Consider the following 22263-nt stretch of genomic DNA (forward strand, 5'->3'; position numbering starts at 1 on the left):
CCAATGGCGAGACCTTCGACATGAACAACGTCTCGGCGGCGCACACGACGCTGCCGCTGCCGTCGATGGTCGAGGTCACCAACCTGGACAACGGCAGGAAGCTGGTGGTGCGGGTGAACGACCGCGGGCCGTTCGTCGACAACCGCATCATCGACCTTTCCCGTGAGGCGGCGCGCCAACTGGGCATGGACCGCGCAGGGCTCGCCAACGTGCGCGTCCGCTACGTCGGACCGGCGCCGCTGCTGGGCCCGGCCGACGGCTATCGCGTGGCGAGCGGCAGGTCGCTGCCGACCCGGCTCGCGTCGAACGGTTTGGCTCCGATCTCGACGGCCGCGGGCTTTGCGGCGTCGGACGGCGGCGATCCGGTCATGGAGCTCGCCGCGGGCGCGCCCGCGCGGCCCGTGCCCGTGGCCTCGTCGTCGATCTCCGCAGCGCCGCTGGCGCCCGTCGCGCCGCCGACGCCGGTGGGCTCGACGGCCCTCGCCCCGGTGACGGGCAGCGAGATCCTGTCGACGCCGATCCCGCCTGCGCCGACGGCCGGCGCCTACCGCGCCTCGATGGCGACGACGTCGAACCTGCGCGTCCAGGCCGGCGCGTTCTCCAGCGAAGCCAACGCGCAGCAGGCCGCCCAGCGCCTGTCCACGGCCGGCGCCGCCTCGATCGAGCCGCTGCAGCGGGCCGACGGGATGACCCTCTACCGGGTGATCCTGCCCGCGCCGGCGGACGAGGCCGGCGCCTACGCCCTGCGCGACCGGGTGGCCGGCTTCGGCTTCGCCGACGCGCGGGTCGTGCGGGCCTTCTAGCGGCTAGACTTCCGCCGCGAACCGGCCAATTTGGCCTCGTGGCGCGAGGTCGGTTCATCACGTTCGAAGGCGGGGAAGGGGCGGGCAAGTCCACCCAGGTCCGGCGGCTCGCCATGCGCCTCGAGGCGGAAGGCCGCGAGGCGGTGACGACCCGCGAGCCCGGCGGCTCGCCGGGGGCGGAAAGCATCCGCGACCTGGTGCTGCGGGGTTCGGCCGACCGCTGGAGCCCTGTCACCGAGACGCTGCTGATGTACGCCGCCCGGCGCGACCACATCGAGCGCGTGATCGCCCCGGCGCTCGAGCGCGGCGCGTGGGTGATCTGCGACCGGTTCGCCGACTCCACCCGGGCCTACCAGGGCGGCGCGGGAGACGTCGACGCGGGCCTCATCACCGCGCTGGAGACCCATGTGCTCGAGGGGGTCCACCCCGACCTGACGCTGGTCTTCGACCTGCCGGTCTCGGTGGGGCTTCAGCGGGCGCAGGCGCGGGCGGGCGCCGAGATGCGGTTCGAGTCCAAGGGCGCCGCCTTCCACGAACGCTTGCGGACGGCGTTCCTCGCCATCGCCGCGCGCGAGCCCGACCGATGCACCGTGATCGACGCCACGGGCACGATGGACGCGGTCGAGGCGGCGATCTGGACAGCCGTGGCCGAGCGGCTCGCCGTCCGTGGCTGAGATCGAGGTTCCGCACCCGCGCGAGGTGTTCGAGCTGCAGGGTCAGCACGCGGCCGAGGAGGCGTTCGAGGCGGCCCGTGCGCGCGGACGGCTGCACCACGCCTGGCTGCTCACCGGGCCCGAGGGCGTGGGCAAGGCCACCTTCGCCTACCGCGCCGCGAGACGCCTGCTGGGCGCCCCGCCTGAGCCGGACCTGGGAATCCTCGGAACCGATCCGAACCATCCGGTGGCCCGCCAGGTCGCCGCCCGCAGCCACCCGGACCTCATGGTGCTGGAGCGGGAGGGGCCCGACGGCAAGCCGCGGAAGGTCATTCCGGTGGACGACGCCCGGAGGCTCGCGGAGTTCTTCTCGAAGTCGCCCGCCAGCGCGCCCCACCGCGTCGCGATCATCGACGCCGCCGACGACCTCAACGTCAGTTCCGCCAACGCCATCCTGAAGACCCTGGAGGAGCCGCCGCCGCGGGGCGTGCTGCTGATGGTTTCGCACTCTCCGGGCCGGCTGCTGCCGACGATCCGGTCCCGCTGCCGCCGCCTCGCGTTCCAGCCGCTGGGCGTCGAGGCCACGGCCGACTTCGTGCGCTCGCGCACGGACGCCAATCCCGAGGACGCGCTGCGCCTCGCCACCATGGCCGACGGCGCCCCGGGGCGTGCGCTGCAACTGGCCGCGGGCCAGGCCCTGGCCATGGACGACGCTGCGCGCGACCTCCTGGCCGACCTGCCGCGTGTGGACGGAGGCAAGGCGCTCGCCCTGGCGGACAGCTTCCGCGGCGGCGAGGGCCCCGCCAGGTTCAGCCTGCTGTTCGAGCGCCTGTCCGACCGCGTACACGGGCTGGCGCGGGACCGGGCCGCGGAGGGGTTCGGCGCGCTTGATCGCTGGGCCGAGGCGTGGGAGACGCTCCAGCGCCTGCCACGCGAGGTCGAGGCGCTCAACCTCGACCGCGCCGATGCTCTCTTCACCGCGCTCACCGAGCTTCGCCAGGCCGCAGCTCAGGCCTGAACCGCCACGATGCTGATCGACAGCCACGTCAACCTGCACGCCCCGCAATTCGACGGAGACCGCGACGCCGTGATCGCCCGCGCCCGGGAGGCCGGCGTCCGGCTGATGGTCAACATCTCGGACCGCGTCTCCAACTTCGCCGCCGTGCGCGCCCTCGCCGACCAGCCGGACATCTGGTGTACCGTCGGCACCCATCCCCACGAGGCCAAGGAGAACCCGCAACTGTCGGCCGCGGCCCTCGTGGAGCTGGCGGCGGACCCGCGCGTGGTCGGTATCGGCGAGTGCGGCCTCGACTTCCACTACGACCTCAGCCCGCGCGACATCCAGGCGAGGGTGTTCCGCCAGCACGTCCACGCCGCGCAGGAGACGGGCCTGCCCCTCGTGGTCCACACCCGCGAGGCGGACGAGGTCATGGGGGAGATCCTGGAGGAAGAGCACGCGAGGGGGCCGTTCCGCCTCCTGATGCACTGCTACACCTCGGGCGCGGACCTCGCGCGGCGGGCGGCGGCGCTGGGCGCATGGTTCTCGGTCTCGGGCATCGCCACCTTCAAGGCCGCGGAGGACGTGCGCGAGGTGATCCGTGAGATGCCCGCCGAGCGGATCATCGTGGAGACCGACTGCCCTTATCTCGCGCCCGTGCCGCATCGGGGCCGCCGCAACGAGCCGGCCTATATCGGCCATGTCCTGGCCAAGCTCGCCGAGATCCGGGGCTGGTCGCCCGACGAGGCGGAGCGGCGCACCACGGACGCCTTCTTCGACCTGTTCGAGCGGATCCCGCGCCCATGAGCGGGACGCTGGAGTTCACGATCCTCGGCTGCGGGTCGTCCGGCGGCGTGCCGCGCGCCGACGGCGACTGGGGCATCTGCGACCCGAACGAGCCGAAGAACTTCCGCACCCGCTGCTCGCTGCTGGTGAAGCGGGTGGGCGAGGGGGGCGAGACCACGGCGCTGGTGGACACCTCGCCGGAATTGCGCATCCAGACCGCCAGGGCCGGCGTGAAGCGCTGCGACGCGGTGCTGCTGACCCATGACCATGCCGACCAAGTGCATGGGCTCGACGACGTCCGCGCCTTCTACCTGCGCCAGCAGGCGCGAATTCCGTGCTGGATGGATGCGGCGACCGACCGGACGATGATGCGCCGCTTCGGCTACATCTTCGAAGGCGAGGGGGGCTATCCGGCGATCTGCGACCGGCACGCCATCCCCGATCACGGCGTCGACTGGCAAGTGGACGGGCCTTCGGGCGCGATCCCCGTGCGGACGTTCGACCAGGACCACGGCGGCGTGAGATCTGTCGGATATCGCTTTGGAAACGTGGCCTATTCCAGCGACGTGGTGGGGCTGGACGATGCGGCGTTCGCCGCGCTCGAGGGCCTGGACGTCTGGATCGTCGACGCCTTGCGCCGCCGGCCGCATCCGACCCATGCACATCTGGACCGCGCCCTGGAGTGGATCGCGCGGGCCAAGCCACGCCGCGCGATCCTGACCAACATGCACATCGACATGGACTTCGCGCAGCTCACCGCCGAACTGCCCGCGGGGGTCGAGCCGGCCTACGACGGCATGACGTTCGAGCACGTCCTGTGACCCTGAGACTGGGGTTCCTGGCATCGGGCAACGGCTCCAGCGCCCACGTCATTGTCGACGCCATCGCCGCCGGCCGCCTCGACGCCGAGGCGCGGCTGCTGGTGAGCAACAAGAAGAACTGCGCCGCCTTCGAGTGGGCGAGCGCCAGGAGCGTGCCGGTTCTGGCGCTGCCGACCATATCCGACCCCGAGGCCGCCGACGCGGCGCTGGCCGAGGCCATGGCCGCGCGAGGTGTCGAACTCATCGTGATGTCGGGATACCTGCGCCGCCTGGGCCCCAATACGTTGCGCCGCTACGCCGGGCGCATCCTCAACATCCATCCCGGCCCCCTGCCGCGCTTCGGAGGCGAGGGGATGTACGGCGCGCGCGTGCATCAGGCGGTGGTGGCGGCCGGCCTCGCCGAGAGCGCCATCGTCATCCACGTCGTCGACGAAGAGTACGACCACGGCCCCGAGATCGACCGGCGCAGCGTGCCGCTGCAGCCCGGCGAAACGGCCGCGACGCTGGAGGCTCGCGTCAAGTCGCTGGAACCCGCGTTCTTCCTCGAGACGCTGCAGCGGCTCGCCGCCGGCGCGCTGAAGCTGCCCTGATCTGGCGCGATCGCGCGCCTACTTGAGCTCCAGTTCGACCATCTCGACGATGCCCAGGATGCAGGTTCCGAGAATCCGGAGTCTGCCAGCGAAAGCCCGTGGGGTTTCAGCGTCGGCCAGCGTGCCAGGTCATACGACGGGGGCGGCGCGCCTCGACGTTCGTCGCGTCAGCCGCCCGGCGGCGAAGTAGCACGGGATCGCCAGCGCCGAGAGGCAGGTGAAGGCGAACAACGTCCAACTGTAGGGCTGCGGATTGCCGCGGGCGGCGAGCGCGTCGACCATGATTCCGCTGCCGGTGATGCCGATGCCGAGCCCCACGACGTTCAGGCTCATGATGTAGAACGCCACGACCGTCGAGCGCACCTGCGGCGGGCAGAGTTCCTGAACCGCCGAGAAGGTCGGACCGTAGAACACGCCGAGCTGGAAGTAGGCCACCACGAGGCAGACCCAGAAGAAGGCGCTCTGCGGGTCGATGAGCCGGTAAGTGAGGTTCACCGGCAACAGCGCCAGCAGCACCCAGACCATGAACATCGGCCGGCCCTGGCCCGTGGCGGCCACGAACCTGTCGCAGGCGATGCCGCCGAAGAGGTTGCCCGCGACCCCGGCGAACACCGAGATGACGCCGCTGAGGATCGCGATCTGCGCCTTGTCGAAGCCGCGCTCGCGGACCAGCCAGAGCTGGTCGAAGGCCGCGGCCCCGAGGAGGAAATGAATGCACACGCCGGCCAGGATCGTGAGCTGCAGCGCCGGCGAGGCCTTGAGCGCCGCGACGAACACGCTGAGCAGTTCGCCGAACCTGGGGCGCTCCACGCCCTTGACGGGCGCGATGCGCGTCTCCTTCACGCTGAGGACCACGAGGGAGAAGAGGACCCCGACGGCGCCCAGCAGGAAGAAGCAGTTCCGCCAGCCGATGGCCGGGCCCAGGAAGCCCGCGACCAGCAGGCTCACCCCCACGCCGACCGGCACGCCCATATAGTAGAATCCCGATGCAAACCCCCGTCTTTCCGGAGGAAAGCGGTCCGCAAGCAGCGACATGGCCGTCGGCGTCAGCGCCGACTCGCCGACGCCGATGAAGACGCGCGGGATCGCCAGGGTGACGAAATTCCTCGCCAGCCCCGACGCGGCCGTCAGCGCGCTCCAGGCGAACATCGCGCCGGCGATCAGTCGCGGGCGATGAACCATGTCCGCCAGCGCGCCCATGAAGAAGCCGGCCACGGCGTAGAAGACGATGAAGACCAGGCCCGTGAGCAGCCCGAACTCGGTGTTCGTCAGGTTCAGGTCCGGGACGATGAAATTCGCGAAGCTCGACAGCAACTGCCGGTCGACGAAGTTCAGCACGTTCATCAGGGTCAGCAGCACCAGCAGGCCGTAGCCGCCGCGCACCGCGGACGAGCCGCCGGCGTCTGTCATGATCTTCCTCCCGACACGGTTCTGGCGACCGTCGTTCCGCCGATTGAGCGCTGCGGCGAGACGCCTTGCAATGGGGGTTACCGGGCGTCAGGCTCGGAAACATGATGCGAAGGCGCGGATTCCTGGGTGGCTCGGCGGCAGCGGGCCTGGCGGCCGGTTCGGCCGCTGCGGCTCAACCGATGTATGGCCTGATCGGCAAGATGCTGGCCAGGCCCGGCCAGCGCGAAAGGCTGATCGGCTTGCTGACGGCAGAGACCGGCGGGATGCCGGGCTGCCTGAGCTACATCGTGGCGGCGGACGCCAAGGATCCGGACGCGATCTGGATCACCGAGGTCTGGGACAGCCCGGCGAGCCACCAGGCCTCACTGAAGCTCGCCAGCGTGCAGGCCACCATCGCCGAGGCGAGGCCGCTCATCGCCGGGTTCGGGGAGCGGTTCGAAACGGTCCCGGTGGGCGGCGTGGGCCGCAGGGCCTGAAGCTCTCACCATATTTCCGATAATCTTCCTTAGGCGAGAAACGCAGGCGGACGAAACGGCCGCCGCGCCGGCCCCTTCCGACCCTCAGGAAACGGCCCCCACTTCGATCAGCCGCCTGCCGGTGTCCACGACGGTCTCCCGCGCCGGACGGGGCCGCCAGCCCAGGACCTGCTGCGCCTTGGCGGAATTGAAGGCGTGCCGGCGGCCGAGCGTGGGCACGATGCCGCGCAGCGCCGGATCGCGCTTCGCCGCCAACCGCACGACGAAGTTCGGCAGCGTCCGCTTCGGCGCCCGGCTCGCGAACGGTTCCGGCAGTCCGTCGCGCAGCGCCCGGGCCATCTGGGTCATCGTCAGGTAGTCGCTGCACGCGATGAACCGCTGGCCCGCGGCCTCGGGCGCGATCATCGCGCGGATATGCGCATCGGCCAGGTCGCGCACGTCGACCACGCTGAAGCCCACCTTCGGCACGCCCGGCATGGTCCCGCCGAACAGCCGGCCGACCACCATCACCGAGCCCAGGTTGTCTGCGCTCAGCACCGGCCCGAAGATCGCGCTGGGGAGCACCGTCACGAACTCGGTGGCGCCGTCCTGTCCGGACATGAAGTCCCAGGCCGCCTTCTCGGCCACGATCTTCGAACGCCGGTACGCGGTCCCGTCGGGATCGTCCAGATCGGTCCAGTTGGTCTCGTCGTTGTTGGTGTCCGGCCCCTGCAGAGGCCCGGCGCACGCCGCCGTCGACGAGGTCATCACCACGCGCTTCACGCCGGCTTTCACGGCGGCGCGCAGCACCCGCAACGCCCCGTCCCGCGCCGGCGGGATCAGCGCCTCGTCGGTCTGCTCGCCCCGACCCAGCGGTGAGGCCACGTGCAGGACATAGGCGCATCCGGCCACCGCGGCGTCCCAGCCGGCGTCATCGGTCAGGTCCGCGACCGCGAAGGTCAGCCGCTCGTCCGGCTCGACCTGCGTCCCCGCGGCCGCCCGCACGACGTCCGCCTTGCCCGGGTCACGCACGGTCGTTCGCACGTCGTAGCCACGCCTGAGCAACTCCACGATCACCCAGCCCGCCACGAAGCCCGTGCCGCCTGTCACCAGAACCGTCTCGGCCATCCGCCTGCTCCTTCGTTCGCGGCCCTATCTAGCGTTCGCCCCGGCGTGCGATAATCCTCAGTAAATCGGTTGCCTTGCTGAGCAGATGTGAACAATGACCAGTCCTTCGCTGCCCGAACTCAGTGCGCTGAGCGCCGTGGCCGCCCATCGCAGCTTCCGCGCCGCGGCGGCCGAACTCGGCGTGTCGCCCTCCTCGCTCAGCCACGCCGTGGCCAGCGTGGAGCGCCGCCTGGGCATCCGCCTGTTCAACCGCACCACCCGCAGCGTGTCGCTGACCGAGGCCGGCGACGACTTCCTGGCCCGCATCCGCCCGGCGCTGCGCGACATCGCCGCCGCCGTCGAGACCGTGAACCGCTTCCGCGAGACGCCGACCGGCACGCTGCGTCTGAACGCGTCGCTGGGCGGCGCCGAGCGGATCATGCCGACCGTCCTCGGTTTCCTGGACGCCAACCCCGACATGCGTGTCGATCTCGCCGTGGACGGCCGGCTGGTCGACATCGTGGCCGAAGGCTTCGACGCGGGCGTCCGCGGCGGCGGCGCCGTGCCGCAGGACATGGTCGCCCTGCCCTTCGGCCAGGCCGAGCGCTATCTGGTGGTGGCCAGCCCGGCCTACTTCGCCGCCCACGGGCGGCCGCAGACGCCCGCCGACCTGCTGCGGCATAGCTGCATCCGGGTGCGCATGCCCAGCGGCGCACTCCTGCCATGGGAGTTCGAGCGGCGCGGCGAGGAGATCAAGATCGAGCCGCCCGGCCGTCTCACCGTCGGCAGCCCCGACCTCGCCGTGCAGGCGGCGGCGGCCGGCGCGGGCGTCGCCTATGTGATCGAGCGCGCGATGCCGGTCGAACTGCAGCGCGGCGACCTCGAACCGGTGCTGGAGGCCTGGACGCCGCCGTTCCCCGGCGTCTGCCTGTACTATCCGCGCCAGCGCCTGCCCTCGGCCGGCCTCGCAGCCTTCATCGAGCACTTCAAGGCGAAGCGACGGCGCGGCTAGGTCCCGGCAGGCGCCTGGATGAGTTCGATCACGTAACCGTCGAGGTCCTTGCCCAGCGCGATCAGCGCGCCGCCCATGCCGGCATTGGGCGCAGGCTCGTGGGTGATCCGGCCCCCGGCGTCACGGATGCGCTGCGCCGCGGCCGCAGGGTCGGTCACGTAGAAGACCAGCTTCACCGGAACGTCGCGGTAGTTCGGCTCCGAGCCGTCGGTCCAGTGCATCAGGATCACGGCGTTGCGGCCCGGGTGCGCCAGGAGGATCTCGTCCATGTGGTCGAGATGGAAGCGGCGGGCCTCCACCATGCCCAGTGCAGCCTTGTAGAAGGCGGCCGACGCCTCGAGGTCGCTGACCCCGATGCCCGTGGCGGTGATGTAGTCGGCCGATCGCGGCATGGTGTCCTCCCGTTTCCGGCATCCTAGCCGGGCGCTGCGGCCGCGATCCAGCGGCGGCGCAGAGAGTCCGAGCGACGCCATGGCGATCCGCCAGCGGGACTGAAGCGTCTGGCGCGCACCCACGCCAGCGGCGTAAGCTTCCCTCGGCCTGGCCGCGCCTTGCGTCGGGGCGTCTGGGCGCCCACCTGTTACGTAATTACTGGACTGCCTTTCCGGAGCCGCCCATGCGCCTCGCCCTCCTCTCCGCCGCCGCCCTGCTCGTCGCTGCCCCGGCCGCCTTTGCCGCGCCCGCCTCGGTCGACGTCAACGTCTCGCCCGAGATGCAGAAGAAGTTCGACAAGACCTACGGCCAGCGCGAAGCCGACCTGCTCAGGACGGACCTGAAGAAGTCCGTCGAGAAGGCGCTCGCCAGGACCGGCGCCTACGACGGCGCGCGCATCGAGCTGACCATCACCGACGCGAAGCCGAACCGGCCCACCTTCAAGCAGCTCGGCGACACGCCTGGCCTGTCGATGGAGAGCTTCGGCATCGGCGGGGCGACGATCGACGGCCACGTGATCGCCGCCGACGGCAAGATGAGCCCGATCAGCTACCGCTGGTACGAGACCGACATCCGCCAGGCGCACGGCAACTGGGTGTGGACCGACGCGACGTGGACCTTCGACCGCTTCGCACGAAAGCTGGCTCACGGCCAGGACGTCGCCGAACGGTAAGCTTTCGCGCGGCGTCGCTTGCGCCATCGCACGGCGCGCGGTCTCATCGCCGCGCGCCGTTTGGCATTTTCAGAGTCCCCACTTTCCAGCCCTGGTCCCGAGCCGCGATGACCCGCCCTGCCCCGTCGGCCGACCTGCGGCCCATCGACCGCCTGCTCGCCATCATGGCGCGGCTGCGCGACCGCCAGGACGGCTGCGAGTGGGACCTGGAGCAGACGTTCGCCACCATCGCGCCCTACACGGTGGAGGAAGCCTATGAGGTCGCCGACGCCATCGAGCGGGGCGACCTGGAGGACCTCAAGGACGAGCTGGGCGACCTCCTGCTGCAGGTGGTGTTCCACTCGCGCATGGCCGAGGAACAGGGCGCTTTCGCCTTCGACGACGTGGCGCGCGCGATCAACGACAAGATGGTGCGCCGCCACCCGCATGTATTCGGCGACGAGCGCTACGAGAGCCTGGAGCACCAGAAGGCGGGCTGGGAAGAGCTGAAGGCCGCCGAGCGGGCCGACAAGGGTGGCCAGGCCAGCCTGCTCGACGACGTGCCCGTGGGTCTGCCCGGCCTCACCCGCGCCGTGAAGCTCTCCAAGCGCGCCGCCAAGGTGGGCTTCGTCTGGCCGACCGTCCAGGACGTCGTGAAGAAGCTGCACGAGGAGGTCGGCGAGATGCTGGCCGAGATCGAGGCCGGCGACATGGAGAAGGCCCGAAACGAGATCGGCGATGTGCTGTTCGTGGTCGCCAACCTGGCCCGGACCCTCGACGTCGATCCGGAAGACGCCGTCCGCTACACCAACGCCAAGTTCATGCGTCGTTTCAAATATGTCGAGGCGGAACTTGCCAAGCGCGGCAGGACTCCGGACCAGTCCGACCTCGCCGAAATGGACGCCCTCTGGGAAGAGGTGAAGGCAAGAGAACGCGCGGGGGCTGCCTAGCCATTACCTCCGAGGTCATTGAAGCGCGTTCCGCGTGGGCGTTGGATGACGGCGAGCGGAGGGGACGTAATGACGGGCTTCAGATTGCTGCTTGTCGCGATGTGGCTGGCGCTCGCGGTCTACACCGGCGCGGTGATTTCGCAGCACGGCATGAACCTGTTTCCGATCTTCTTCGGCGACATGGCCAAGGCGGGCTGGCCCGGCCAGTTCAACCTCGACTTTCTCTGCTTCTTGACGCTGTCGGCACTCTGGACAGCATGGCGGAGCAACTTCTCGCCACTCGGCCTGCTGCTGGCCGTCGTCGCCTTCTTCGGCGGTGCGGGGTTCCTGTTGCCGTACCTCCTGCTGCTCACGGCGCAGAGCCGCGGCGACATGGCGTTCGTCCTCCTCGGCCGACGAGCCCTGTCCGCCTAGCGCCCGCCCACGGTCGCCTGCGGATAGAGCTGCTCGAACTGGCCCAACGCCTGCGGAGTCAGGCTCACCGACAGCCGGACGCCGCCGTCTTCGCCTTCCTCGCGCTCGATGACGCGGCCGTGGGCGTAGAGCCAGGCGATGGCGGCGCCTTCCCCCGGAGGCGTGAGCACGTCCACCGGCGGGGCCTCGTCGACGAGGGCGGCGACGGCGGCGAGGAGGGCGTCGGTCCCCTGCCCCGTGACGGCCGACACCACGACGGCGGACGGACTGGCGCGTCGGGCGTCGCTCACGAGTTCGGCGCGGGTCTCGGCGTCCAGCAGGTCGGCCTTGTTCCACACCTCCAGGATGCGGCGCTCGTCCATGTCGACGCCGAGCTGGGAGAGGACCGAGCGGACGTCGTCGGCCTGCTCGCGGGTCTCTTCGCTGGCGATGTCGCGGACGTGCAGGACGACGTCGGCTTCGCGCACTTCCTCCAAGGTGGCGCGAAAGGCCTCCACCAGTTCGTGCGGCAGGTCGGAGATGAAGCCCACCGTATCCGAGAGCATCGCCGGGCGGCCGTCCGGCAACCTGAGCTGGCGGATCGTGGGGTCGAGTGTGGCGAACAGCATGTCCTGCGCCACCACGTCGGCGTTGGTCAGCCGGTTGAAGAGCGTCGACTTGCCGGCGTTGGTGTAGCCGACGAGCGCCACGGCCGGGAACGGAATGCGCCGCCGCGCCGACCGGGCCAGGGTGCGGGTCCTGCGGACCTCCTCCAGCTCGCGCTTCAGCTTGCCGATCTTGTCGGCGATCAGCCGGCGGTCGGTTTCGATCTGGGTTTCGCCGGGGCCACCCATGACCCCGAAACCGCCGCGCTGGCGCTCCAGGTGGGTCCAGGTCCGGACCAGGCGCGAGCGCTCGTAGGTCAGGCGGGCAAGCTCCACCTGCAGCCGCCCCTCGCGGGTGCGGGCGCGGCGGGCGAAGATCTCCAGGATCAGGCCCGTGCGGTCGATGACCTTGGCCTGCCAGGCCTTCTCGAGGTTTCGCTGCTGCACCGGCGTCAGTGCGTCGTCGACGATCACCACGTCGGCCTCGGCGGCGCGGACGCGGGACGCGATCTCCTCCACCTTGCCCGTACCGAAGAGCGTCGCGGGCGTCAGCTTGCGCAGCGTGGCGACGAGGGTCTCGCGAACCTCCAGATCGAGCGCGAGAGCCAGGCCGGCGGCCTCTTCGAGGCGCGCCTGAGGGTCGCGTGCGCCCGCACGCCCCTCCCGGTCGGGGTGGACGACGATGGCGCCCTGGACGGGCGCCTCGCGGTCAACGAATCTGGAAGCGCTCAATCGGCCTCGTCGTCAGCCGGCTCGTAGAGCTGCACGGGCTGAGCCGGCATGATGGTGGAGATGGCGTGCTTGTAGACGAGCTGGGATTGCCCGTCCCTTCGCAGCAGAACGCAGAAGTTGTCGAACCAGCTCACCACGCCCTGCAATTTGACGCCGTTCACCAGGAAGATGGTGAGGGGGGTCTTGGACTTCCGCACGCTGTTGAGGAAGGTATCCTGCAGGTTCTGTTTCTTGTCGCTCACGGGCTTTCCGCCTTTTCGTTGTTGTTCGGGCGGCCTTCCGCCCACACACGAGTCCACGCTAGACGCCAAACGGCGACGCTTGCAATCGCACTCGCCCGATCAGATCGCCGTCGCCTTGGCGCGCTCGATATAGAGGCGACGGAGCTTCGTGGCCACAGGTCCGACGCGGCCGTCGCCGACGGGCTTGCCGTCGACCTTGACGACCGGGAGCACGAGGGTTCCGGCGCCGGTGATGAAGGCCTCCTTCGCCTGGGTCGCCTCCTCGGGCGTGAACGGCCGCTCGTCGACCTTCAGGCCGGCCTCGCGGGCCACGTCGATGAGCGAGAGCCGGGTCACGCCGCGCAGGATGTTGGCCTGCGTGTCGCGGGTGCGCAGGGTCCCGTCGCGGTCGAGGATCCAGGCGTTCGACGAGGCGCCCTCGGTGACGAGGCCGAGCTCGTCCACGAACCAGGCTTCGACCGCCCCCGCCTCGCGCGCCTTCTGCTTGGCGAGCGCATTGGGCAGGAGGCCGACCGTCTTGATGTCGCAGCGGCCCCAGCGGTTCTCGGGCGTGGTGACGACCGCGACCCCCGCCGCCGCGCGGGCTTCGGTGGCGGCCCGGTCGACGCGGCTGACGGTGACGACGACGGCCGGGGGCACGGGACCGGTGGGAAAGGCGTGGTCGCGCCTGGCCACGCCGCGGCTGACCTGCAGGTAGACCAGGCCCTCGCGGATGCGGTTGCGCCGCACGGTCTCGCGCAGCACGGCGGTAAGCGCCGCGCGGCTCATCGGCATGTCGATCCGCAGTTCCGAGAGGCTGCGTTCCAGCCGCGCGAAATGCCCCTCCGGATCGGCCAGCTTGCCGCCGAACAGCGCCCAGACCTCGTAGACCGCGTCGGCCAGTTGGTAGCCGCGGTCCTCGATGTGGACGACGGCCTGGCTCTTCGGGACGAAGCGGCCGTTGACGTATGCGATGCGGCTCACCTCAGAGGTCCTCGCCTTCGAGCGCGCGGCCGCCCGACAACCCGAGCGACTTCAGCTTGCGGTGCAGGGCCGAGCGTTCCATCCCGATGAAGGCGGCGGTGCGCGAGATGTTTCCCGAGAAGCGGAGCATCTGGGCGTTCAGGTACTCGCGCTCGAACACCTCGCGCGCCTCGCGCAGCGGCAGCGCGATGATGCGCTCGGCGCCCATCGCCCCCGCCTGGTCGTTCACCGACGCCTCCGGCGGCAGCATGTCGGCCGTGATCGGATCGGCCGGCGCGCCGGAGGCGAGGATCAGCATCCGCTCCACGTTGTTGCGCAACTGTCGCAGGTTGCCGGGCCAGGCGCGGACCTGGAGCATGGCCAGCGCGTCGTCCGACAGCCGCCGCCGCACCAGCCCCGAGGCTTCGCAGATGCGCTGGATGAAGTCCTCGATCAGCTCGGGGATGTCCTCGCGCCGCTCGGAGAGGCCGGGCACGTTCACCGGCACCACGTTCAGGCGATGGAACAGGTCCTCGCGGAAACGCCCGGCCGAGATCTCCTCGCGCAGGTCCCGCGAGGTCGACGAGATCACGCGCACGTCCACCTGCACGTCCTGGTCGCCGCCCACCCGGCGGAACCGCTGCTCGACCAGCACCCGCAGGATGCGTCCCTGGGTCTCGCGCGGCATGTCCGCCGCCTCGTCGAGGTAGAGGGTGCCGCCGTGGGCGCGCTCGAAGACCCCGATCTTGGCCGGGCGGCCGCCCGCGCCCTCCTCGCCGAACAGCTCGACGTCCATCCGTTCGGGCGTCATGCCGGCGGCGCTGATCGGCACGAACTCGTTGCGGGCGCGATGGCTCGCGCCGTGGATCAGGCGCGCGACGGTCTCCTTGCCCGAGCCCGGCGGGCCCGAGATCAGGACACGGCTGTTGGCCCCCGCCAGCTTGGCGATCATCTGGCGCAACTGCTGGGCCGCCATCGACTTGCCGAGGAGGCCCTCGGGCGTGATCGCCTGGGCCCGCAGGCGGCGGTTCTCGCGCCGCAGGTTCGCCGCCTCCAGCGCGCGCTCGACCACCAGGATCAGCCGGTCCGACTTGAACGGCTTCTCCAGGAACTCGTAGGCGCCGCGCTTGATGGCGCTGACGGCGGTCTCGATGTTGCCGTGCCCGCTGATCATGATGACCGGCAGGTCGGCGTCGAGGGTCTTCACCAGGTCGAGCAGTTCCAGCCCGTCCATGCCGCCGCCCGACATCCAGATGTCGAGGATCAGCAGCGCCGGCTTGCGGGCGCGGACCGCCGCCAGGGCGCTTTCCGAGTCGTTGGCCGTGCGGACGTCGTAGCCCTCGTCCGTCAGGATGCCCGCGACCAGCTCGCGGATGTCGGCCTCGTCGTCGACCACCAGTACGTCAGACGCCATTGCTCACCTCTGTTCCGCGGATACGGCCGCGGCCGGGGGGTTCGTTGCACGGGCGGCGGGCGCAGCCGGCAGCCGCAGGATGGCGAGCGCCCCCTGCTCCGTCCGCGCATCGGCCAGCTCCAGTTCGCCGCCGTGGTCTTCCAGAATCCGCTTCACGATCGCGAGGCCGAGGCCGGTGCCCTTCTCGCGGGTCGTCACATAGGGCTCGGTCAGCCGGTCGCGATCCTTGGCGGGCAGGCCGACGCCGTTGTCTTCCACCTCGATGGCGACGGAGGCGCCCTCCACCACCAGCCGCGCGGTGATCTTCCCCTTGAGCCTGGGGGTGCGCGCGCGGCGTCCCTCGATGGCCTCCGCGGCGTTCTTCAGGACGTTCGTCAGCGCCTGGGCGATCATCCGGCCGTCCGCATAGAGCATCGCGTCTGCGGTGGGGTCCTCCAGGACGACCTCGACGTCGGGACTGCTCACGCGCTGAGCGAAGACGGCGGCGCGCAGCAGTTCGGCGGCCTCCAGCTTCGCGAACTTCGGCGCCGGCATCCGGGCGAAGGCCGAGAATTCGTCGACCATCCGGCCGATGTCGCCCACCTGGCGCACGATCGTGTCGGTGCAGCGGTCGAACGTCTCGAGTTCGGTCTCCGCGATGTCCTTGCGGTACTTGCGGCGCAGGCGCTCGGCGCTGAGCTGGATGGGCGTCAGCGGGTTCTTGATCTCGTGGGCGATGCGCCGCGCCACGTCGCGCCAGGCGGCGTTGCGCTGGGCGGCCACCAGGCGGGTCACATCGTCGAAGGTCAGCACCAGGCCGCCCTCGCTCTGGCTGGCGCGCACGCGCAGACGGCGCTGGTCGCGCCCGCGGGCGATGTCGATCTCCTCCTCGGCCTCGCCGGAACGGCCGGCGGCGGCGAGCTGGGCAAACTCCGGCGCCACGTCGGAGAGGCGGCGTCCGCGGCCATGGTCGCCGGGCAGCGCCAGGAGCACCGCGGCCTGACGGTTGGCGACCGAGATGCGGCCTTCAGGATCGAGGCCGATGACGCCGGCGCTGACTTCGGCGAGCACGGTCTCGATGAACTGCCGTCGCTCCTCGGCTTCCTCGCCGGCGCGCCTCAGCGCCTCCTGCTGAGCCTGAAGATCGTGCGTCATGCTATTGAATGCGCGGGACAATACGGCGATCTCGTCCGGATCGGACTCGGCGTCGACGCGGGCGGAGAGGTCGCCGCCCGCGACGCGGCCCGCCGCCTGCACGAGCCGCGCGATGGGCGCCGAGATGGCGTTGGCCGCCGCCAGACCCAGCCACACCGCGCCCACCAGCACCAGCATGGCGGTCTCGGCGTAGCTGAGCGCGAAGACGGTCTGGATGCGGGTGCGGTTCCGGGCCACATCGCGGTAGGACGCGAGCTCGCTCTCGGACTCGCGCATGTAGCCCATGATCCCCGGCTTCAGGGGCCGGGTCACATACAGGTAGACGTCGCCGAACGAGCGCAGCTTGTAGACGCCGCGCATCACGCCGGTGTCGAAGTTGGGGATGTAGATTTCCCCCTCGTCGGCCGCCTCGTAGGCGGCCTTGGACGGCAGGACGTAGGGCGGCGCCCCCGACGCCTCGGCCCGCGCCAGGATGCGGCCCTGCCGATCGACGAGATAGGCTGCGGGGAAGGCATGGAACGATGCCAGCGCCTCGAGGTAGTTGCCGGCGCTCTCCGGCTTGGCGACCAGGTTCTCGGCCTCGCGGTTGAGGTCGGCCGCCATCGGGGTCACATGGTCCCGGATGTATCCGGTCTGCTCGTCGAGGTAGGACTGGAAGACGGTCGCGGAGTTCTCCACCACGGTCTGCACCCGCTGGGCGAACCACTTCTCGACGCCGCCCGACACCACCAGGCCGTAGAACACCAGCACGACCGCGGCCGGAACCAGCGCGGCGACCGCGAAGAGGCCGACGAAGCGGACATGCAGGCGCGCGCCGGCGTCCGACGAGCGGGCGTCCAGCAGCGCGAAGACGCGCGCGCCGACCGAGACCAGCAGGAACAGGATCAGGAACAGGTTCAGGACGAGAACCGTGAGGATCGCGCCGCTCGCCGGCCCCAGCGGGCCCTTCTCCGGTGGGGAGGCCGTCAGCAGGATGGCGATGAACGTCAGCACGGCCGCCAGCCCGTAGCCGACGCCCAGGGCCAACCGCGACTGCAGGACGCTCCGGATGCGGTTCAGCAGCGGGTGCTGGAACGCGGGATGAGCAAGCAACGCCATCGGCGGGGGAGCCTAGGGGCCTGTGCCTCGAAATCAACACCTATGTTGCGCGCGCGCACGGCGCAGCCTGCGGCTTGACGTCCCCCACGTGCGCGGGTGTGGTGCCGCGCGCCGCATCGCCCGGCTGCCAACCTCCTGAGTTCCCCTTGAGTTTCCGCCTTCCGTTCCTCCGCCCGCGCACCCCTCCGGCGCAACTGAACGCCGCCTCGACGGCGGAGACGGCGCGGACCCAGGGCGTGATCCAGGTCGACTACGAGGCCACGGTGCAAGGTGGCGGCGCGGCGGTCTTGGAGGTGTTCGTCGGCGATTCGGCCGCGCCGGCGCTCACCAAGCCGCTCCTCCTCGACGACTCGCGGCCCCACCGCGCCTGGTTCGGCCTGCACGGTCACCTGCTGCCGGACGGTCCGGCGAAGCTGCGCCTGCGGCTGCGGGTGAACGATGCGGTCGCGGCGCGCCGCGAACTCACCGTGCAGGTTCGCAACACCGGTGGGCTCGCAGACTGGGTCCGGGCGCGGCTGCTGGCCCGCGGCACGCCGCTGGTGTTGGACGGTCCCTGCGACAGCACGCTCTACGACTACGCCGATCCGTCGGCGACGGCCTGGTTCGACCGCGGACCGGAGGCGATCGAGGCGCACCTGGCCGAACTCGTGGCGTCGGGCGCCGCCGGGGCGGAAGAGGCCGCTGCGCTCCGCCACTTCGCGGCCAACGGCTACGTGACGCTGCCGCAGGCTGTCGCGCCTGAGCATCTGGACCGCCTCAACGCCGCCCTCGACGACGCCGTGAAGCGCGGCGTGCAGGGCTACGCCTGGGGCTCCAGCGAGCGGCTCAAGAACCTGCACCAGGACTATCCGGCGATCCGCGACCTCTGGACCCACCCGAGGGTGATGCGGATGCTGGGCCTGATCTTCGGCGCCGAGGCGCGGCCCTGCCAGACGCTCAGCTACGTCTTCGGCTCCCAGCAGGAGCACCACCAGGACACGATCCACCTCACGCCCTTCCCGGCCGGCCGCATGTGCGGCGTCTGGACCGCGCTGGAGGACGTGCAGGAAGGCTCGGGCGAACTCGCGGTGTTCCCGGGCAGCCATCGCCTCCCCCGGATCTACATGGCCGGCTCTGGCGTGGCGAAGGTGACCGACGACGACTGGACGCACTTCGGCCAGGTGATCGTACCCGAGTGGACGCGGCTGATCGAGGACAACGGGCTCGGCCGGGAGATCTACCGCCCGAAGGCCGGCGATGTGCTCATCTGGCACGAGAACCTGATGCACGCCGGCTTGCCTCGCACCGACATGGCGAAGTCCCGCCGCTCGATCGTCGGCCATTACTTCGCGGAGGGCGCCATCGCCTACTACGACAGCTCAGGCATGCCCGGCACGACCCACGAGGTCTAGCGTCGCCCTCGGGCCATCTCGACGCCCAGGTCGTGGATCTTCTTGCGCAGCGTATTGCGGTTGAGCCCGAGGATCTCGGCGGCGCGCACCTGGTTGCCGCGGGTGGCCGCGAGCGTGAGCTGGATCAGCGGCCGCTCGACCTCCTCCAGCACACGGTCGTAGAGGCCGGCCGGCGGGATACCGTCGGGCTGATCGGCGAAATAGGCGGCGAGCTTCTGCTCCACCAGTTGCGCCAGCGTCGCCGGGCCCTCCTGGCCCTGCACCACGGGCTGCTGTTCGGCGAGCTCCTTCTCGATGATCCGCGCGGTGATGAGGTCTTCGGCGTAGAGGGCGCAGACGCGGCGGACGAGGTTCTCCAGTTCGCGGACGTTGCCCGGCCAGGCGTGACGCTTCAGCCGTTCCAGCGCGTTGGCGTCGATGGTCTTCGCCGGCAGGCCCTCGCGGTTGGCGCGCAGCAGGAAGGCGCGGGCGAGGTCCGGGATGTCCTCGGCCCTGTCGCGGAGCGGCGGCAGGCGCAGCGGGGCGACGTTCAGGCGGAAGAACAGGTCCTCGCGGAACAGGCCCTGCTGGATCAGAGCCCTGAGGTCGCGGTTCGTGGCCGCAATGATACGCACGTTGGGTCGGCGGCCGGTCCTGGGGTTCAGCGCCGGCTCCGAGCCGTCGATCACCCGCAGCAGGCGCGTCTGGGCATCGAGCGGCATATCGCCGATCTCATCGAGGAACAGCGTGCCGCCGTCGGCCTCGACCAGCTTGCCGAAGTCGCCCTCGTCCTTGCCGAACAGCTCGCTCTCGACCCGCTCGCGCGGCGTGGCGGCCAGGTTGATGACCACGAACCTGCCGTCGCGGCGGCGGCCCATGTCGTGCAGGGCGCGGGCGACCAGCTCCTTGCCGGTGCCGCTCTCGCCGGTGATCAGGACCGTGAGGTCGGCGCCGACCAAGCGGGCGATGGTGCGATAGACGTCCTGCATCGGCCCGGAGCGGCCAATCAGCGGCAGGCGGTCGTCGCGCACGGCGCGCGCCTGGGCCTTCGACGCCTCGGCGTCCGCCGGCCGCGACAGGGCCCGGCGCGCGGCCGAGGTCATGTCGTCCAGGTCGAACGGCTTGGGGACGTACTCGAACGCGCCCACCTCGGCGGCGTTGACCGCGGTGATGAGGTTGTTCTGCGCGCTCATCACGATGACCGGCAGCTTCGGCCGCTGCCTGCGGATGCGCGGCAGCACGTCGAACACGTTCTCGTCGGGCATCACCACGTCGGTGACCACGAGGTCGCCCTCGCCGTCGGTCACCCACTTCAGCAACGTCGTGGCGTTGCCGGTCGCGCGCACCTGGTAGCCCAGCCGCGTGAACGCCTGGGAGAGCACCAGCCGGATCGACGAGTCGTCGTCGGCGATCAGGATCTTCTTGGAGGCCGCGTTCATTCGGGAAGGTCCTGGTGATTGTCGCTCGGGGCGACGGGCAGCAGCACGCGGAAGACGGTGCGGCCGGGCTCGGATTCGAAGTCGATGAGGCCACCGTGCCCGGCCACCAGCTTGGCCACCAGCGCCAGGCCCAGACCCGCGCCAGACGGCTTGGTGGTGACGAAGGGCTGGAACAGGCTTTCGCGAATGTGCTCGGGGATGCCCGGGCCGTTGTCCTGGACGCGCACCTCGATGGGCGCGCCGCGCAGGGCCTGGCCGCGGGCCGAACGCACGCGCACGCCGTGGCGGTAGGCCGTGTGGATCGACACCTCGCCGCGGCCGTCGCCACGCGCATGGGCGGCCTCGGAAGCGTTCTTCACGAGGTTCAGGAACACCTGGATCAACTGGTCCTCGTCGCCGAGCACGGGGGGCAGCGAGGGGTCGTAGAACTCCCTCAGGCCCAGGCCGTCGGCGACACCGTTGGCGGCGAGCGCGCGGACGCGGTCCAGGATCTGGTGGATGTTGAGCGGGCTGAGCGACGGGAGCGCATCGTCCGAGAACGCCTCCATCCGGTCCACCAGGCGGCGCACGCGGTCGGTCTCGTCGACGATGAGCTGCGCCAGCGGCGCATCCTCGGCCTTGGCGCCCGACTTCAGGAGTTGCGCCGCGCCACGGATGCCCGCCAGCGGGTTCTTGATCTCGTGCGCCAGCATCCGGCCGAGTCCGACCAGCGAACGCAGCCCGGCCGCCTCGTGCGCCCCGCGCTCGGCGCCCAGACCGGCCCTCACCGACAGGGTCAGCAGCACCGAGCCGTCGCCGAGCGGCGCGGCGGCGCCGTCGGCCTCGAACGGCGGCAGGCCGAAGAGGCTGATCTGCACGCCGCGTTCGCGCACGCGACCGTCCTCTTCGATGGCGCGGTTGAGGAGCGAGACCAGCGCCGAGCCCGGCGGCAGCGCCGCCCGGAACCGGCCGCGCGCGAGGAGGCCGAGTCCCTGCCCGAACAGCGCCTCCGCTGCTTCGTTCACGGCCACCAGCGCACCGTCGGCGCTGACCACCAGCGCAGGATCGGGCGACAGTTCGAAGGCCTGGGCCCTCAGGAGGTCGAGGTCCACGCCCTTGGGCTGCAGGCGCGTCGTCCCGTTCATGCCGCCAGTCTCCCGCCGGGTGAGATCCAGAGGGCTTCGAGCCCCCGTTCGACCGATCGGGCGTCCTCCAGGCGGCAGAGCGCCGCGCGCGCCTCTCGCCGGGCCCCGGGGTCCGCGGGCCAGGGGGCGTTTTCGATGTAGGCGGCGAGGTGCTTGCGGAAGATGCGCAGGCCCAGGCGCTCGCCGTAGAATGCGATGCTCTCGTCGAGGTGAGCGATCGCGATGCCGAGCCGGGCCGCCGCGTCGGGCGCCTCGAACGGCCGGCCGTCCAGCTCGGCCTCGATTTCCGCGGCGATCCAGGGGCGGCCGTAGACGCCGCGGCCGACCATCACGGCGTCTGCGCCGGACGCCTCGAGGGCGGCGCGGGCGCTGGCGCCGTCGACGATGTCGCCGTTGGCGATCACCGGGACCGAAACGGCCTCCTTCACCGCCCGGATCGCGCTCCAGTCCGCGGCGCCCTTGTAGAACTGGCAGCGGGTGCGGCCGTGGACAGTGACGGCGCTCACGCCGATCTCCTCGGCCCGGGCGGCCAGGTCGGGCGCGTTCAGCGCGCCGTGATCCCAGCCCAGGCGCATCTTCACGGTCACGGGCACATCGACCGCCTCGACGGCCGCGGCCATGAGTTCGCAGGCCAGGTCCGGCTCGCGCATCAGCGCCGAGCCGCCGTGGCCACCGGTCACCTCACGCGCCGGGCAGCCGAAGTTCAGGTCGACGATCTCGGCGCCGGCGGCCTCGGCGAGCCGCGCGCCTTCGGCCATCGCCGCGGGGTTCCGGCCGACGAGTTGCACCACCATCAGCGGCAGCCCCTCGCCGACCGCCGCGCGCCGAACGACATCGGGCCGGCCTCGCGCCAACTCGGCGCAGGCGACCATTTCGGTGGAAACGTAGGGCGCGCCCAGCCGGCTCGCGGCGCGGCGGAACGGCAGGTCCGACACGCCGGTCATCGGCGCGATCCAGGCCCGTCCTCCGACGCGAACACCGCCGATGTCGAGCGCATTGCTCATTTTCTAATCATTCCCATCGCCCCATTTCTAGGCACAATGCTGCGGCGCCGTAAAGCGCGAAAGCTGGAACAAATCGCCCTGGTTCCCTAAGAGCTGCG

Annotated in this window: 23 protein-coding genes; 12 read left to right on the forward strand and 11 right to left on the reverse strand. The window is 70.8% G+C overall.

What is annotated here, in order from left to right; all coding sequences use genetic code 11:
* The 6 genes from JNL41_RS18710 to JNL41_RS18735 form a co-directional block, all read left to right on the forward strand.
* Positions 1-803, forward strand: an 803-nt coding sequence (locus JNL41_RS18710) for an SPOR domain-containing protein (RefSeq protein ID WP_293477579.1), incomplete at its 5' end; no start/stop codon positions are given.
* A 38-nt stretch (positions 804-841) separates the two neighbouring features.
* Positions 842-1477: a dTMP kinase gene (gene tmk, locus JNL41_RS18715; protein ID WP_293477581.1), complete on the forward strand. Its 636-nt coding sequence runs from the start codon at positions 842-844 to the stop codon at positions 1475-1477.
* Positions 1470-2474, forward strand: a complete 1005-nt coding sequence (locus tag JNL41_RS18720; RefSeq protein WP_293477583.1) for a DNA polymerase III subunit delta' — start codon at positions 1470-1472, stop codon at positions 2472-2474. Before tmk ends, JNL41_RS18720 begins: the two co-directional genes overlap by 8 nt.
* A 9-nt stretch (positions 2475-2483) precedes the next feature.
* Positions 2484-3260, forward strand: coding sequence for a TatD family hydrolase (locus tag JNL41_RS18725; protein WP_293477585.1), 777 nt, complete (start codon positions 2484-2486; stop codon positions 3258-3260).
* Positions 3257-4060 carry an MBL fold metallo-hydrolase gene (locus JNL41_RS18730; protein ID WP_293477587.1) on the forward strand — a complete coding sequence of 268 codons (804 nt, stop codon included), beginning with the start codon at positions 3257-3259 and terminating at the stop codon, positions 4058-4060. The genes JNL41_RS18725 and JNL41_RS18730 overlap by 4 nt, the downstream gene beginning before the upstream one ends.
* Positions 4057-4650, forward strand: coding sequence for a formyltransferase family protein (locus JNL41_RS18735; RefSeq protein WP_293477589.1), 594 nt, complete (start codon positions 4057-4059; stop codon positions 4648-4650). Before JNL41_RS18730 ends, JNL41_RS18735 begins: the two co-directional genes overlap by 4 nt.
* A gap of 129 nt (positions 4651-4779) precedes the next feature.
* Here the strand turns inward: JNL41_RS18735 and JNL41_RS18740 are convergent, their stop codons facing one another.
* A complete protein-coding gene (locus JNL41_RS18740; protein ID WP_293477591.1) occupies positions 4780-6060 on the reverse strand; it encodes an MFS transporter in 1281 nt (426 codons plus the stop codon).
* Positions 6061-6161: 101 nt separating this feature from the next.
* On the opposite strand from JNL41_RS18740, the gene JNL41_RS18745 reads away from it, so the two are divergent.
* The gene (locus JNL41_RS18745; RefSeq protein ID WP_293477593.1) at positions 6162-6536 is read left to right on the forward strand and encodes a putative quinol monooxygenase; all 375 of its coding nucleotides are present in this window, start codon (positions 6162-6164) and stop codon (positions 6534-6536) included.
* An 84-nt stretch (positions 6537-6620) separates the two neighbouring features.
* On the opposite strand, the gene JNL41_RS18750 is transcribed toward JNL41_RS18745, so the two are convergent.
* Entirely contained in the window at positions 6621-7643 is a 1023-nt protein-coding gene (locus JNL41_RS18750) for an aldehyde reductase (RefSeq protein WP_293477595.1), read from the reverse strand.
* 94 nt (positions 7644-7737) lie between these two features.
* On the opposite strand from JNL41_RS18750, the gene JNL41_RS18755 reads away from it, so the two are divergent.
* Positions 7738-8634, forward strand: coding sequence for a LysR family transcriptional regulator (locus JNL41_RS18755; RefSeq protein WP_293477597.1), 897 nt, complete (start codon positions 7738-7740; stop codon positions 8632-8634).
* Here JNL41_RS18755 and JNL41_RS18760 read toward each other — a convergent pair.
* Positions 8631-9026 carry a VOC family protein gene (locus tag JNL41_RS18760; protein ID WP_293477599.1) on the reverse strand — a complete coding sequence of 132 codons (396 nt, stop codon included), beginning with the start codon at positions 9024-9026 and terminating at the stop codon, positions 8631-8633. The two genes, JNL41_RS18755 and JNL41_RS18760, sit on opposite strands and share 4 nt — an antisense overlap.
* A 224-nt stretch (positions 9027-9250) precedes the next feature.
* Here JNL41_RS18760 and JNL41_RS18765 point away from each other — a divergent pair, with 224 nt between their 5' ends.
* From JNL41_RS18765 to JNL41_RS18775, 3 genes are all read left to right on the forward strand, one after another.
* Positions 9251-9739, forward strand: a complete 489-nt coding sequence (locus tag JNL41_RS18765; RefSeq protein WP_293477600.1) for a hypothetical protein — start codon at positions 9251-9253, stop codon at positions 9737-9739.
* A 107-nt stretch (positions 9740-9846) separates the two neighbouring features.
* Complete coding sequence (mazG, locus tag JNL41_RS18770; RefSeq protein ID WP_293477602.1) at positions 9847-10668, forward strand: nucleoside triphosphate pyrophosphohydrolase; 822 nt, start codon at positions 9847-9849, stop codon at positions 10666-10668.
* A 69-nt stretch (positions 10669-10737) separates the two neighbouring features.
* Positions 10738-11082, forward strand: coding sequence for a hypothetical protein (locus JNL41_RS18775; protein WP_293477604.1), 345 nt, complete (start codon positions 10738-10740; stop codon positions 11080-11082).
* Here JNL41_RS18775 and hflX read toward each other — a convergent pair.
* The 5 genes from hflX to JNL41_RS18800 all read right to left on the reverse strand — a co-directional run bounded on the left by hflX (position 11079) and on the right by JNL41_RS18800 (position 17228).
* Complete coding sequence (gene hflX, locus JNL41_RS18780) at positions 11079-12398, reverse strand: GTPase HflX (RefSeq protein WP_293477606.1); 1320 nt, start codon at positions 12396-12398, stop codon at positions 11079-11081. The two genes, JNL41_RS18775 and hflX, sit on opposite strands and share 4 nt — an antisense overlap.
* A complete protein-coding gene (gene hfq, locus JNL41_RS18785) occupies positions 12395-12640 on the reverse strand; it encodes an RNA chaperone Hfq (protein ID WP_111274395.1) in 246 nt (81 codons plus the stop codon). Before hfq ends, hflX begins: the two co-directional genes overlap by 4 nt.
* A gap of 99 nt (positions 12641-12739) precedes the next feature.
* Positions 12740-13603: a D-amino-acid transaminase gene (locus JNL41_RS18790; RefSeq protein ID WP_293477608.1), complete on the reverse strand. Its 864-nt coding sequence runs from the start codon at positions 13601-13603 to the stop codon at positions 12740-12742.
* A 1-nt stretch (position 13604) separates the two neighbouring features.
* Positions 13605-14996, reverse strand: a complete 1392-nt coding sequence (locus JNL41_RS18795; RefSeq protein WP_293477609.1) for a sigma-54 dependent transcriptional regulator — start codon at positions 14994-14996, stop codon at positions 13605-13607.
* Between the two features lie 3 nt (positions 14997-14999).
* Complete coding sequence (locus JNL41_RS18800) at positions 15000-17228, reverse strand: PAS domain-containing sensor histidine kinase (protein WP_293477611.1); 2229 nt, start codon at positions 17226-17228, stop codon at positions 15000-15002.
* Between the two features lie 146 nt (positions 17229-17374).
* On the opposite strand from JNL41_RS18800, the gene JNL41_RS18805 reads away from it, so the two are divergent.
* Positions 17375-18619, forward strand: a complete 1245-nt coding sequence (locus tag JNL41_RS18805) for a phytanoyl-CoA dioxygenase family protein (RefSeq protein WP_293477613.1) — start codon at positions 17375-17377, stop codon at positions 18617-18619.
* Here JNL41_RS18805 and ntrC read toward each other — a convergent pair.
* Genes ntrC through dusB form a run of 3 tightly spaced genes read right to left on the reverse strand, consistent with a single transcriptional unit; the run spans position 18616 to position 22165 of the window.
* Positions 18616-20037 carry a nitrogen regulation protein NR(I) gene (ntrC, locus tag JNL41_RS18810; RefSeq protein ID WP_293477615.1) on the reverse strand — a complete coding sequence of 474 codons (1422 nt, stop codon included), beginning with the start codon at positions 20035-20037 and terminating at the stop codon, positions 18616-18618. The genes JNL41_RS18805 and ntrC overlap by 4 nt on opposite strands.
* The gene (locus JNL41_RS18815) at positions 20034-21161 is read right to left on the reverse strand and encodes an ATP-binding protein (RefSeq protein ID WP_293477617.1); all 1128 of its coding nucleotides are present in this window, start codon (positions 21159-21161) and stop codon (positions 20034-20036) included. The genes ntrC and JNL41_RS18815 overlap by 4 nt, the downstream gene beginning before the upstream one ends.
* Complete coding sequence (gene dusB / locus JNL41_RS18820) at positions 21158-22165, reverse strand: tRNA dihydrouridine synthase DusB (protein WP_293477619.1); 1008 nt, start codon at positions 22163-22165, stop codon at positions 21158-21160. Before dusB ends, JNL41_RS18815 begins: the two co-directional genes overlap by 4 nt.
* Positions 22166-22263 lie beyond the last annotated feature (98 nt).

Origin of the sequence: Phenylobacterium sp. (genome assembly GCF_016793285.1) — a bacterium.
Taxonomy (GTDB): Bacteria; Pseudomonadota; Alphaproteobacteria; order Caulobacterales; family Caulobacteraceae; genus Phenylobacterium.